Consider the following 12,851-nt stretch of genomic DNA (forward strand, 5'->3'; position numbering starts at 1 on the left):
TCTGACACAATGGCGCCCCTGCAGGAAGCGTGGCCGAGCGGTTTAAGGCACTAGTCTTGAAAACTAGCGATGGGGTGACCCATCCGTGGGTTCGAATCCCACCGCTTCCGCCAGCCAGGGCCACAACCCCGCCCCCGCACTGCGCAATTGCGCCACCGCCGACCACGCGTCGTGCTGCGCATTGACCTCGGCCAGTCGCAGCTGGACATGCTCGGACTCGGCGGACATCAGATCGAACAGCGAACGCCGCCCCAGACGCGCCCATTGCTCGTAGGTGGCCGAGCGGACCTGTTCGCTGTCCTTGAGCACCTCGACGATCTGCCCGGTCCGGGTGCGCGCGCTGCTGGCGGCGTCGTGGAGCGTGGTCGCGGTGCGGGTGCGTTCCTCGATCAGCGCATCTTCCTGGCGCCGGGCCGCGAGCGCCCGTTCGGCCGCGGCGTCGCTGCCGGCAGTGGCGGCGCCACCATCGGCGAGCGTGAGGTTCAGGGTCAGGCCGGCGTTCCAGTTGGCCGTGTCGAAGCGGGCGGCCCGGCCCTGGCTCGCACCCACTTGCCAGCGCACCTGCGGTGACGTTTCGGCGCGGCTGGCGCGGGCGTAGGCGTCCATCGCCTCGGCCTGCAGACGCAGCTGGCGCACGTCGGGGCTGGCGGCGATCTCGTCGAGCACCTGCGCCAAGGGCGGCAAGGCCTGCAGCGGCAAACCGACCGCCGACCACGGCAGGATCGCCGGTCCGCCGACCAGTTGCTGCAGCCGCGCCGCCGCCTGGCGCTGCGCGGTGAGGGCCTCTTCGCGGGCCAGCTGCGCCTGGCGCAGGCCCTTGCGCGCCTGGACCAGCTCGCTGCTGCGGCCGCGGTCGAGTTCCACCACCTGTTCCATCATCCGGACCAGGCAGGCCATCTTGCCGACGTAGCGGTCGTGCACCGCGAGCTGCACCGTGTAGCGGTTGCGCTCCAGCGCCGTGATCACCGCATCGCGCACCACCCGCTCGCGCACCGAACCGACGCTGATCTCGCCCGCATCGGCCATGCGCTGCCGGTAGCGGACCAGCTCGCCCAGCCGGCCGCCGTCGTAGACCGGCGCGGACACGCTCAGCGCGAGACTGGTGGCGCGGGACTCGCTGCGGGCGTCGCCGTCGTACTGCGTGCGGCTCAGGCCAAGTCCGCCGCTCAGGCCGACACCGGGTTTGGCCGCGGCCGCTGTCTGCGCCAGATCGAAGCGCGCCGCGCGGCTGCCGTGCTGCGCGCCGCGGACATCGGCGCTCTGCGCCACGGCCTCGCGGGCCAGCGAGGCGAGCTGGTTCAGGGCGTCTTCCGGTGTTGGCGCGGACGCGGGTGCTGCGTCGGTGGTCGCGGCAGGTGGTTTCGGCGGTGGATCGTCGCAACCCGGTGCCGCCCAGGTCGCGCCGCAGAGCAGCATCGACAGGGCCAGGACCAGCGGCAAGCGGACGGGGAAACAGGTGGAGCGGACAGACAGCATGGGACGGCGCACCAGGGTCGATGAGCGTCTCAGCGCTCGCGGAAGGCCTCGCGCCCCTTGAGCATGGGCGAGACCAGAAACTCCAGCACGCTGCGTTCGCCGGTGCGGATCTCGACCGAGGCGGTCATGCCGGGCAGTACCGCCAGCGGATGGCCGGTGGCCGTGTGCAGCCGCGAGGCGTCGGCGCGGATGCGGGCCTTGTAGTACGTCGTGTCCTGCGTCGAGCCGGGGCGCTCCTCGCCGAGCGCATCCGGGCTGATGACCTCGATCGTGCCTTCCAGCCCGCCATAGGTGTAGAAGTCGTAGGTGCTCAGCTTGACCGTGACCGGCAGACCCGCGTGCACGAAGCCGATGTCGGCCGGCAGGATGCGGGCCTCGACCAGCACCCGGTCGCCCTGCGGCACGATTTCCATGATCGGCGAGCCGGCGCCGACCACGCCGCCAACCGTCGTCATGCGCACGTTCTTGACGATGCCGCGCACCGGGGATTTCAGCGTCGTGCGCTGCACCGCGTCCACCTTGGCCACCTGCTGCGGCGCGATCTGGGCCAGTTCGCCGTTCACGCGCACCAGGTCGGTGGCGGCCTCCTGGCGAAAGCGGTTCAGGCGCTCCTGCACCTGCATCAGCAGCTCGTTGCGCTGGCGGTCCAGCCGCATGACCTCGACCTCGGACATCAGGCCGCGCTCGGCCATCTGGCGCGCGGTGGCGAGTTCCTGCTCCAGCAGCACGACGTTGCCACGGCTGGCCGACACGGAGTCCTCCAGCACGCGCCGGCGGGCCTGCAACGCGTCCGTCTCGGCGGCGACGATGGCGGCGCCGGCCGTCCCCGCGGCGCGCAGCTCGGCCGGCGTGCTCAGCGTGGCGCGGCCGTTCGCCTCGGCCGAGAGCCGCGCCGCCGTGCCGAGCAGCGCCAACTGGCGCGCCCGGCCTTCGTTCTGCTGGGCCGCGACGCGGGTAGGATCCAGCTGGACCAGATCGGCGCCGACCTCGACCAGATCACCCTCGCGCACCAGCACGGCCCGCAGCAGCCCGCCTTCCAGGCTGGCGATGACCTGCTCCTGGCCGTCGGGCACCACCTTGCCCTGGGCGCGGGTGATGACGTCGACCGGTGACAGCGCTGCCCAGACGCCGGCCGACACCACGATCAGGCACAGCAGGTAGATGGCCCACAGCGCGTGCGGCGTGGGCTCGACCAGACTCGCCTGGCGGGTGCCGGTCAGGAATTGTTCGTCGCCACGCACGAAGCGTCCGGCCGACGGTGCCGCGGCAGTGCCGGTTTTCATCTCGATCTCCACAGGGGGTGCATCACGGTGCGCGTCAGACCGCGGCCACATCGGTCACGGTGGGTGGATGCGGTGTCGCAGCGGCCGGACTGGCCGGCGCGGTGGGTGGCTGCGTGGCGCCGGCCACCGTGCGCTGGCCGGACAGGACCTGCAGCACGGCCGCCTTGGGGCCATCCGCCAGCACGCGTCCGCCGTCGAGCACGACGATGCGGTCGACCAGCTCCAGCATCGCCGGCCGGTGGGTCACCACGACCAGCGTGCGCGGTCCGAGCAGGCGCTTCAGCTGCTGCACGAACTGGTGTTCGGTCTGCGCGTCCATCGAGCTGGTCGGCTCGTCCATCAGCAGGATCGACGGCTTGGTCACCAGGCAGCGCGCCAGCGCGACGAGCTGCCGCTGGCCGCCGGAAAGCATCGCCCCGCCCTCGCCCACCGGCATGTCCAGCCCCAGCGGATGCGCAGCCGCGATGCGGTCGAGCCCGGTCAGGTGCAGCACGTCGGACAGGGCCTCGGGGCTGGCGTTGTCACGGCCGAGCAGGATGTTGTCGCGCAGGCTGCCGCGGAACAGGCGCGGCTCCTGCTCGACGAAGCCGATGCAGGCGCGGTAGTCCGCGGGGTCGATCTGGCGCAGGTCGATGCCGTCGACTTCGGCCGCCCCTTGCGTCGGCTGGTACAGCCCCGCCAGCAGGCGCAGCGCCGTGGACTTGCCGCTGCCAATCTTGCCGAGCACGGCCACCCGCTCGCCCGCCCGGATGCGCAGGTCCACGCCCTTGAGCACCGGATGGGTGGACTGCTGGCCGTAGGCGAAGCTCGCCTCACGCAGGCCGAGGGCGCCCTGGATGTGCGGAGAGGCCAGATAGCGCCGGCCCGGTTCGCGGTCACTCGGCAGCGCCATCAGCTGGTCCAGCATGCGCAGGGCCGCCCGTGCACCCTGGTAACGCGAGGCCAGCGCCACGACGCTGCCCAGCGGTGCCACGGTCCGGCCGGCGAACATCACCGCCGAGATCAGCGCGCCGCCGGTGAGCTGGCCGTCGCGGATCAGATGCACGCCCCAGACCAGCATCACCACGGTGACGAACTGCTGCGACACCATCGTCACATTGCTGACCCAGCTCGACAGCGTGCGCGCCCGCAGCGAGGCCTGTGCAGCCGCCGCGTTGGCCTGTTCGTACTGGCGCTGGAAATGGCCCTGCGCGCCGCAGGCCCGGATGGTCTCGATGCCCTCGACGGTTTCGACCATCAGGCCCTGCATGTCGGCAAACTGCTGCTGCTGCGCGGTCATCGAGCGGCGCAGCCACTGCTGCACGCCCACCGTCAGCAGCAGGATCAGCGGCACGGCCACCACCAGCACCATCGCCAGCGGCCCCGCCATCAGCCAGGTCACGCCGATGAAGAGCAGCACGAAAGGCAGATCGCTGAGCGCCGACATCGTCGCCGAGGTCGAGAACTCGCGCACCACTTCGAGCTGCGCCATGTGGTGGGCGAAGGAGCCGGACGAGTCCGGGCGGTGCTCCAGCCGGATCGACAGCGACTGGCGGAACAGCCGCGCCCCCAGCGCCAGATCGGCCTTGCGGCCGGCGTGGTCGATGAGGTGGCTGCGCAGCTGGCGCGCGGCGAGGTCGAAGGCCACCGCCATCGTGGCGCCGATCGCCAGCGCCCACAGCGTCGTCATCGCCTGGTGCGGAATCACGCGGTCGTAGACCACCGAGGTGAACAGGCCGGTGAACAGCATCAGCACATTGCTGAGCATCGCCGCCAGCATCGCGCCGCGGTAATACGGAACGTAGCGGCGCAGCGTCTGCCAGAGCCAGTGGCCGGCGTCCGGATGCTGGCCGGCCGGACCGGTCGCCCCTTCGCCGTCAGGGCCGGCGGCGAGCGCCGGCATGGCGATCAGCACCTGCCCGCTGCACTGGGTCTGCATCTCGGCGGCGTCCAGCCAGCGCTCGACCGGCGCCGCGCCATCGACCGTCGGCAGCAGCACCCGGAAATGCAGACCGGCCTCGCGTTCCTCGCGGGCGACCAGCACACAGGCCTGCCCATCCTGCAGCAGCACGATCACCGGCAGCAGCAGCGCGAGGATCTGCGCCGGATCGCGCTGCACGAGCGAGGTCTGGAAACCGGCTTCGCGCAGCACCTGCTGCACCGTCTCGGTCGTCAGCGGCGACACCAGCCCGAGCGGCGACAGCAGCGAGGCACGGCTGCGCTCGATGCCATGGTGGCGGCACAGCCAGAGGGCGGCCGACAGCAGCGTGTCGTCCGCCGCGGTGGTGTCCGTCATGCCAGGAATCCGAACTGGCGGCGCACCGCGTCGAGCATCTGGTCGATCTTCTGGTCGCCGTGGTGGTGGTCGAGCGCGTGGCGGTGGCGGGCGACGAGCTGGTCCGCGCCGCCCTGGTCGAACAGCGCATTGGCCTGCGCGACCACGGCCTGCGGCGCGATGACGTCGTGCGGGCCGTAGAAGACGATGTGGCGCGGGTCGATGTCGCGCACCGGCGCGAGGTGGCGCAGCGCGTCCGGCACGATCGGGATGCCGCCGGAGACCAGCGCGTCGAAGATGCGGATCGGCACGTCGTTGAGCACCGGCACGATCCAGTGCGCCTTGTGCGCGGTCCACTCGGCCAGGCGCTCGGCGGGCGTGCGGACGTGGAAGCTGCGGTCGCTGAAGCCGACCGAGGGGAAGTGCTGGCCCAGCGTGGTCACCACGCGGTTGCGGAAGGCGAACGGCGCGTAGGGAATGTGCATGCCCAGCGGCAGATCCGAACGATCCGCCTGCAGCATCTGCGGCAGCTGCTGCGCCAGGAAGGACCGCGGCCACTGCACCGAGCCGCAATAGACCGGCCCGGCGATGTTCGCGTTGTAGCGGCTCAGCAAGTAGAGGTGTTCGTGGTGCGCGGGTGCGTAGACATCGCTGTGCGCGGCCAGCAGCGTGCTCAGGTCGAGCCAGTGGTGGTTGTCCCAGTCCCAGGCGGCGAAGACCGTCTGTTCGCAGCGGCTGAACAGATCGGCGAAGGCCGGTCCGCCGCTGTCCAGTCCGACATCGTTGTTGTTGACGATCACCACCGCGTCGCGCAGGTGGGCCACGCGGGCATCACGGGTGGCGGCGTCGGCGGGCTGGAAGTAGCCCTTGGGCAGGAACTCGACGGTGCAGCCCGGGCGCTGGTGCGCGAAGCCGCTCAGGTTGGCCGAGATCAGCAGCCGCTCGATGCGCCGGCCACCGAAATGCGCCTGCAGCTGGCGGGTGCGCAGCTGCTTGGCGGCGGCGAGGTGGAACAGCGCGTCGCTCTGGGCGTGGGCCATCAGCTCGGTGCTGTGGCGCGCGGGCAGGCCGCGGTCGGGCAGGCCGAGGAAGCGCTCGCTGATCTGGACGGAGGCCGCAAGGGCTGGCTGGGTCATGCGCTCACCTGCAAATCAAGAAGGGATCAGGCCGCCACGGCCACGGACGGTGCCGGCGTGGCCGAGGGCTGCAGCCCGTGCGGCAGCGGGCCGGTGCTGCTGGTCAGCAGGCGCTCGAAGTAGTCGATGGTGCGGGCCAGGCCCTGCTCCAGCTGCACGCGCGGCGCCCAGCCCAGCGTCTCGCGGGCCTTGGTGATGTCGGGGCAGCGCTGCATCGGGTCGTCCTGCGGCAGCGGGCGGAACACCAGCGGCGAGGCCGAGCCGGTCAGGCGCACGATGGTCTGGGCCAGTTCGCGGATCGTCACCTCGACCGGGTTGCCGACGTTGATCGGGCCGGTCACCTGGTCCGGCGTGCCCATGAGCCTCAGCGCGCCGTCGATCAGGTCGTCCACGTAGCAGAAGGAACGTGTCTGCAGCCCTTCGCCGTAGAGCGTGATCGGCTGGCCCTGCAGCGCCTGGACGATGAAGTTGGAGACGACGCGGCCGTCGTTGGGGTGCATGCGCGGGCCGTAGGTGTTGAAGATGCGCAGCACCTTGATGCGCAGCTGGTGCTGGCGGTGGTAGTCGAAGAAGAGCGTTTCGGCGCAGCGCTTGCCTTCGTCGTAGCAGGAGCGGATGCCGTTCGGGTTGACGTGGCCCCAGTAGTCCTCGCGCTGCGGGTGGACCTGCGGGTCGCCGTAGACCTCGCTGGTGGACGCCTGCAGGATCTTCGCCTTCACGCGCTTGGCCAGGCCGAGCATGTTGATCGCGCCGTGCACGCTGGTCTTGGTCGTCTGCACCGGGTCGTGCTGGTAATGCACGGGCGAGGCAGGACAGGCGAAGTTGTAGATCTCGTCGACCTCGGCGAACAGGGGCAAGGTCACGTCGTGGCGCATCAGCTCGAAGCGCGGGTGGCCGATCAGGTGCTCGACATTGCGGCGCGTGCCGGTGAAGAAATTGTCGGCGCAGATCACCTCGTGGCCGCGGGACAGCAACTGCTCGCACAGGTGGGAGCCAAGAAAGCCGGCGCCACCGGTGACCAGACTGACTACTCGATCGTGGATGCTCATGGGACGGTTCCGTTCGTGTTGCCCCATGGTGCCGCAGCCCCTGCCCCGCCGCCGGTCCGAGCAGCGGGGGTTTTGCCGTTCAAATCTCCGGCGGCGTGGCGCGGCGATTCATGGCCTGGAAGCACGAGATTCCCACCGACGAGCGGTGCACCGAGGGCACGGCCTTGCGGCGCAGCAACGCCGGATCCTTGAAAAACACCGCGGTGCAGTTCTTGTAGAGATAGGACGGAATCGGTCCCCAGAAATCGATGCGGTAAAAGCCCTGGTCAATCAGGGTTTGCTGGCCAGCATCGAATTCCGACCCATCGGCATTGTCGAAGACGATGATCCCGCCCGGCTTGAGTTTGTCCGGCGCGACGCGGGCGCAGTCGTTGCGGCTGGAGCCGTCGATCACGATCACGTCGAAGGCGGCCTCCGGATAGGCGCGGATCGCGTCGAAGTAGTCGCTGCCCTGCTTGAACAGCGACTCGCTGTTTGGCCGGACCTGCTTGACCACTTCGGCGTACCAGGCCGCGTCGTCCTCGACCGAGACGACGTGCGCCGTGCGGGCGGCCCACCACAGCGTCGAATTGCCGGATCCCCATTCGAAGACCGTCCATTCCGGCCGCACCACGCTGTCCAGGAAGTCGATCGCCGGGTAGGTGAACCAGGGAATCGGCTCGTCCTGCGCATTCAGCGGCCGGCCCTTGCGCACCGAGTTCAGCAGGCCCGAGGTGACGACGCCGTTGGTGTCCGGCGGCAGCAGCGCGGAGATCTCGTCCCAGGGCGTGGACTGGAACAGCAGGTGGGCGCTCAGCACGCGGATGTCGCGCAGCTCCGCGCCCCCCGTGGCCAGGCTTTCGCGCACCAGACGGGCCGCAGTGGCCACGTCGCCCCGGGCGGCCAGCGCCAGAATGTCGTTCTTCATGTTCGTCTCCTTGGTAGTGGGCTATTCAGACCTTGCGCAGCAGGCTCAGCAGATGCGGCCCGCGCCATTCCTGGCTGACGATCTCGAAACTGCCCTTGAACCCGTAGACCGAGGCCCAGCGCAGCTGGTTGTCGAAATACAGCGGAAAGGTTTCTTCGGTGATGAAATTGATGTGTGTGGGATCGCGGAATACCGCCGCATGGGGGTATGCCGGCGTGAAGGACATGAACACGCCACCGGGTTTGAGCACACGGTGAATCTCGTTCATCACCTCGACAAAGGCATTGCGGCGCTGCGGCGCGTAAATCAGGCGCGGAATGTGTTCGAGAAAGTCATGCGCCGTCACATATTCGAAGGAGTTGTCCGGAAACGGAATCGGCTCGACCACCAGATCGGCCTTGACGATGTGCGCCTCGGCGTCGTCGCGCACATCGACGCCGTAGACCTCCTGCGCATTGAACGGGTTCTTGGGTTGCAGGCCGCAGCCCAGGTCCAGGGATTTGCTCATCGGATGTCCTCAAGGGGAGACGTAATCGGTCGCACGGGCCGCACGGGCCGCAGGGATCTCGGGCAGCGGGGGCGGCATGCGGAAAAAGCCGGCCCAGAACGCAGGGTTGTATTTCCACCAGGCATGCCCACCCATGGGCGGCACGCCGTTGATCGCGTGGTAGTGCTCCGGCGCCAGCTCCCAGGCGAACAGCGAGGCCACCCGCTCGTTGGGCAGCACGAATTCGGCCGACAGCAGGCCCATCACGGCGAAGTACAGGTCCTCGCTGGAGCCGGTCTGGCGGAAATGCTCGGCCGCCTGCGGAAACTCGCGCAGCAGCGCCTGGCAGGCCCGCACCCGGCGCAGGCTCAGGCCGCCATTGCCAACCAGCGCGCGCACGGTCTTGGCATTGCCGCCCTCGAAGCGGTCGAGGTGGACCTTCACCGGCAGGCCCTGCGGCCAGGGTGCGCCCACGTAGTCGTAAGGCAGTCGCGCCCAGTGGTCGAGATCGTCGCGCAGCAGCACCGCGTCGGTCTGCAGGACCAGCAGGAACTCGTGCGCGGCGTAGCGTTCGTAGAAACCGGGGTCGAGCAGCAGCAGGTTGTAGCCGCGGATCGAGCCGAAGTAGGCCGGGTCATAGCCGTGAAAGCCGATGCCGGGATAGCGCCGGGCGTAGTAGCCCAGATCCAGCCCCTTCGGCCCGATAAACAGCACCTCGCGTCCCTTCTCGGCCAGCAGCGGCAGCGAGTGGTCGAGCGAGAACTGCTCCAGCGCCGACAGCACGGGCTGGTAGATGGGCACCAGGACGATGGTGTGCGACATGGCCGGACCTCAGGCAGCCACGGCCGGCGCGCTCAGCGCATCGCGTGCGCCGCCCAACTGGGACTGGCGCCACATCGCGATGTAGGCCGTCTCCAGGTGCCGCGTGAAGGCATCGACGTCGAACAGGGCACTGTCGCGCTGCCGCTCCGCCAGTCGGGTCTTCAGGGCGGCGAGCCGGGCCGGATCACGGGCCAACGCCAGGGCGAGCTGTTCGTACTCGGCCACCGTGTGCGTGACCAGTTCCGGCAACCCCGCTGCGTGCAGCAGGCTCCCGGCCACCCGCGACGGAAAGGACTGGCCTGAACACGTCAGCACCGGCAAGCCGGCCAGCAGCGCGTCGGCGGCGGTGCTGTGGGCGTTGTAGGGATGGGTGTCGAGGAACAGGTCGGCGACGCGGTAGCGGGCCAGGTGGTCCTCGACCCGCGGCACGCGCTGTGCGAACACCAGCCGGTCGGGATCGATGCCCGCCGCCTGCGCACTCGCCCGCAGGTTGCGCTGCGAGCGCTCGCTGCGCGACATCAGCCACAGCACGCTGCCCGGCACCTGCAGCAGCAGCCGCATCCACACGGCGAACACGGCCGGCAGGATCTTGTAGTCGTGGTTGAAGGAGCAGAACACGACACCAGTCGGCGGCAGGCCGCAGTCGGCGCGGCTCGGCGTGGCTTCGGCGATCTGCAGGTTGGAGGCCGGCGGCAGGTAGGCGTCCGGCAGGTAGACCACCTGCTCGTCGTAGAAGCGCCAGTGTTCGGGCGGGATCACGTGGCGATCGGCCAGGATGTAGTCCATGCAGGACAGGCCCATCGTGCCGGGATAACCGAGGAAGTTGACCTGCACCGGCGCCGGGCGCCAGGTGAAGATCTCCGAGCGAGAGTCCGCGGTGTAGCCGGCCAGATCGACCACGATGTCGATCTCCCGCTCGCGCAGCAGCGTGGCGATCTGGAGCGCGGTCATCTGCCGGGCATCCACGAAATGGTCGAACGCGCGGGTCATGCGCTCGCGCAGGCGGCTGCCATCTTCCACGCCGAGCGAGAGGCCGGTCGTCTCGAACCGGGTCTGGTCGTGGCGCTCGAAGATGCCGGCCATCAGGTGCCCGACCGGGTGCTCGCGCAGGTCCGGCGAGACATAGGCCACCCGGATGCGGTCGTGGCGGTAGCGCTCGCCGGTCCACAGCGGCGCGGCGGCGACGGGGTACCGCTGCTGCGCGAACAGGCGGGCACAGCGCTGGTGGTCTTCGGCGGAGTCCGAGAGCGCCATCAGGCCCAGCGACTTGCTGCTGCGCTGCCCTGCCCGCACGCCGTCGATCACCCGCTGCGACAGGGCCTCGAAGCCCTGCCAGTCACAGCCCTGGAGCTGTTCGTGGCACAGCATGCCCAGCGCATAGTCATGCTCTGGTGCCAGTTGCACCAGGCGCTGCAGCAGCGCCACGGCGTCTTCACCACGCTTGAACTCGGTCATCAGCGTGGCCGCGTTGGACAGCGCGAGGACGTTGTCCGGCTGCAGTGCAAGCACCTGCTGGAAGCGTGTCAGCGCGGCCACGTGCTGCTGCAGGTCGCGCAGCAGCACACCGCTGTTGATCATGGCGTCCGCATAGTCCGGCTTGAGGTCGATCGCGCGCTGGTAGCTCCGCAGGGCGTCCTCGCGGCGGCCGACCTTGACCAGCACCGTGGCATGGGCAAACCAAATCGGCGCGAAGTCGGTGCCGGCCTTCACGGCCCGCTCCAGCAGGTCGAGCGCCGGCGCCGGGCTCGGCATGCGCAACCAGATCACGGCCAGCGAGTAGATCGCCACCGCGTCGGTCGGCGCATGCGTCAGGTAGTGGAGCAGCAGCTGTTCTGCAGGCGCGATGTGGCCCTGGTTCTGCAACTCGATCGCACGGATCAGCACCGAACGGTCCACCTGCGGGGTCGAGGTCGCAGCGGATGCACGGGATGTGGCGGTAGGCACCTTGGTCATTGCAGCTCGGGCAGGCGCCGCCCCCGCGTGGGGATCCGCGGGAACGACTGGGAATCGGTGCCCGGATGGTGGCAGCAACACCCGTCCTGAAATGACGAAAAGCGCCGGACTGGGCCGGCGCATTTCCACGCATCAAGTCCGGATGGACCGATGCGTCAGTGGGACAAGGTGGCTCCGATCAGAGGATCGGCTGCTGGCGCATCAACTCCTCCAGTGCCTGGGCCGAGGCATGCGCAGCCATCAGATCGACATCCGGCATCGCGGCATGGACCGTGGGAGTCGCGGCCGCAGCGTCGACCAGCGGCGTGTCGGGTGCTGCCACCAGCAGATCCGCCACAGTCGCCGAGCCGGCGTCGGACGGCGCCTTGGCAAACCAGACATCGGCCATCTGGTGGGTCTGTCCGTCTGCTGTTTCGTAGCTGGAGGACTTGGCGATGACATTGCCCTGATCGCCCTGGCTGCCCGCCTGGGCCGTCAGGTCCATGGACACGATGCCCAGCTCCGTCAGGCTCTTCAGTTCGCCGGTGTCGGCCACCCCGTTCGTGTTGGCATCGACCCAGACCTTGAGTTCACTGAAGTGGGCATCCGCCGCGCTCAACTGGCCGTCGTGGTTGGAGTCGAGTGCCCGCAGTGCGACGTAGCCATCCGCTGCGCGTTCCCCGGACGCCAGCTGCGTGGCCATGCCGAACAGCTCACGACCATCGTTGATCAGGCCATCGCCGTTGAGGTCCCGGACCAGCAGGCCATCCCCCGCCGACACCCAACCGACCTGGTGGGCGATCCCGGCAGCCGCCAGGTCGAAATGCACCCCGTGCGATGCCGCCAGCGTGTGGATGCCGTTGCCATCCAGATCCAGAACGATCGGGGTCACCAGCGGGAGCGCGTCGATCTGGGCGCTGGACATGACAGAGATGTCCACGGACTCGAACGCCAGCGCCTGGGTGGTGCTGAGCGCATGGAGGTCCTGCGTCTCCATCACCACCACCTGCGCCGTCGTCAGCGCGACGATCTGTGCGGTGGTGAAGGCCGCGACATGTGCCGTGTTGAAGGCCACGATGTCCGCGGTCGTCAGCGCCTGGATGTGCGCCGTGCTGAGAGCCGCCACCTGCACGGTGCCCAGTCCGACGATCTGTGCCGTGGACAGCACGTGGATGTCCGCCGTGTTCAGTGCATGGATCTGGTTGGCACTCAGCACGCGGAGGTCGGCCGTCTCCAGCGCCGCCACCTGGGCCGTCGTCAGCGCCGCGATCTGCGTGCTGGTGAGTGCGCCCACCTGGGCCGTGTTCAGCGCCACGATGTCGGCGGTGTTCAGCGCCCGGATGGCCGCGGTGCCCAGGGCCACGAGGTCACGGGTCTCGAGTGCGAGGATCTGCGCCGTGCCGAGGGCGGCGATCTGCGTCGTCGTGAAGGCCGCCACCTGCGCGCTGGTCAGCGCGGCGATGTCGGCCGTCTCCAGCGCGCGGACCGCGGCGGTGCCGAGCGCG

General features: G+C 69.4%; 10 protein-coding genes, 1 tRNA gene and 1 pseudogene. 3 read left to right on the plus strand and 9 right to left on the minus strand.

Annotated features, from left to right (window positions below; genetic code table 11):
• The first annotated feature begins 23 nt into the window (after window positions 1-23).
• The 3 genes from AABN02_RS19185 (at window position 24) to AABN02_RS19195 (ending at window position 1,500) form a co-directional block, all read left to right on the plus strand.
• A tRNA-Ser gene (locus tag AABN02_RS19185) sits at window positions 24-113 on the plus strand.
• 58 nt (window positions 114-171) lie between these two features.
• The gene (locus tag AABN02_RS19190) at window positions 172-570 is read left to right on the plus strand and encodes a hypothetical protein (protein WP_338416520.1); all 399 of its coding nucleotides are present in this window, start codon (window positions 172-174) and stop codon (window positions 568-570) included.
• 171 nt (window positions 571-741) lie between these two features.
• Window positions 742-1,500, plus strand: coding sequence for a hypothetical protein (locus tag AABN02_RS19195; protein ID WP_338416521.1), 759 nt, complete (start codon window positions 742-744; stop codon window positions 1,498-1,500).
• A 5-nt stretch (window positions 1,501-1,505) separates the two neighbouring features.
• Here the strand turns inward: AABN02_RS19195 and AABN02_RS19200 are convergent, their stop codons facing one another.
• From AABN02_RS19200 to AABN02_RS19240, 9 genes and pseudogenes are all read right to left on the minus strand, one after another.
• A complete protein-coding gene (locus tag AABN02_RS19200; protein WP_338416522.1) occupies window positions 1,506-2,759 on the minus strand; it encodes an HlyD family type I secretion periplasmic adaptor subunit in 1,254 nt (417 codons plus the stop codon).
• A gap of 34 nt (window positions 2,760-2,793) precedes the next feature.
• Window positions 2,794-5,034, minus strand: a complete 2,241-nt coding sequence (locus AABN02_RS19205; protein ID WP_338416523.1) for a type I secretion system permease/ATPase — start codon at window positions 5,032-5,034, stop codon at window positions 2,794-2,796.
• Window positions 5,031-6,149, minus strand: coding sequence for a hypothetical protein (locus AABN02_RS19210; RefSeq protein ID WP_338416524.1), 1,119 nt, complete (start codon window positions 6,147-6,149; stop codon window positions 5,031-5,033). The genes AABN02_RS19205 and AABN02_RS19210 overlap by 4 nt, the downstream gene beginning before the upstream one ends.
• A 26-nt stretch (window positions 6,150-6,175) precedes the next feature.
• Window positions 6,176-7,198, minus strand: coding sequence for a UDP-glucuronic acid decarboxylase family protein (locus AABN02_RS19215; protein ID WP_338416525.1), 1,023 nt, complete (start codon window positions 7,196-7,198; stop codon window positions 6,176-6,178).
• Window positions 7,199-7,277: 79 nt separating this feature from the next.
• A complete protein-coding gene (locus tag AABN02_RS19220) occupies window positions 7,278-8,105 on the minus strand; it encodes a class I SAM-dependent methyltransferase (RefSeq protein ID WP_338416526.1) in 828 nt (275 codons plus the stop codon).
• 25 nt (window positions 8,106-8,130) lie between these two features.
• Window positions 8,131-8,613, minus strand: coding sequence for a class I SAM-dependent methyltransferase (locus AABN02_RS19225; RefSeq protein ID WP_310460694.1), 483 nt, complete (start codon window positions 8,611-8,613; stop codon window positions 8,131-8,133).
• Window positions 8,614-8,622: 9 nt separating this feature from the next.
• Window positions 8,623-9,414 (minus strand): DUF5672 family protein, encoded by a 792-nt coding sequence (locus AABN02_RS19230; protein WP_338416527.1) that lies wholly within the window; start codon window positions 9,412-9,414, stop codon window positions 8,623-8,625.
• 9 nt (window positions 9,415-9,423) lie between these two features.
• Window positions 9,424-11,367 (minus strand): tetratricopeptide repeat protein, encoded by a 1,944-nt coding sequence (locus AABN02_RS19235; RefSeq protein ID WP_338416528.1) that lies wholly within the window; start codon window positions 11,365-11,367, stop codon window positions 9,424-9,426.
• Window positions 11,368-11,545: 178 nt separating this feature from the next.
• Window positions 11,546-12,851 (minus strand): annotated as a pseudogene (locus tag AABN02_RS19240) (heme utilization protein); the annotation flags it as partial.

It is taken from the genome of uncultured Sphaerotilus sp. (genome assembly GCF_963924895.1).
In the GTDB taxonomy this organism is placed as follows: domain Bacteria; phylum Pseudomonadota; class Gammaproteobacteria; order Burkholderiales; family Burkholderiaceae_C; genus Sphaerotilus.

Bases quoted from the DNA above. Each gene is read 5' to 3' on its own strand.
- AABN02_RS19200 (WP_338416522.1), bottom strand. From the start codon at position 2,759: ATGAAAACCGGCACTGCCGCGGCACCGTCGGCCGGACGCTTCGTGCGT.
- AABN02_RS19220 (WP_338416526.1), bottom strand. From the start codon at position 8,105: ATGAAGAACGACATTCTGGCGCTGGCCGCCCGGGGCGACGTGGCCACT.
- AABN02_RS19230 (WP_338416527.1), bottom strand. From the start codon at position 9,414: ATGTCGCACACCATCGTCCTGGTGCCCATCTACCAGCCCGTGCTGTCG.
- AABN02_RS19210 (WP_338416524.1), bottom strand. From the start codon at position 6,149: ATGACCCAGCCAGCCCTTGCGGCCTCCGTCCAGATCAGCGAGCGCTTC.
- AABN02_RS19225 (WP_310460694.1), bottom strand. From the start codon at position 8,613: ATGAGCAAATCCCTGGACCTGGGCTGCGGCCTGCAACCCAAGAACCCG.
- AABN02_RS19205 (WP_338416523.1), bottom strand. From the start codon at position 5,034: ATGACGGACACCACCGCGGCGGACGACACGCTGCTGTCGGCCGCCCTC.
- AABN02_RS19235 (WP_338416528.1), bottom strand. From the start codon at position 11,367: ATGACCAAGGTGCCTACCGCCACATCCCGTGCATCCGCTGCGACCTCG.
- AABN02_RS19215 (WP_338416525.1), bottom strand. From the start codon at position 7,198: ATGAGCATCCACGATCGAGTAGTCAGTCTGGTCACCGGTGGCGCCGGC.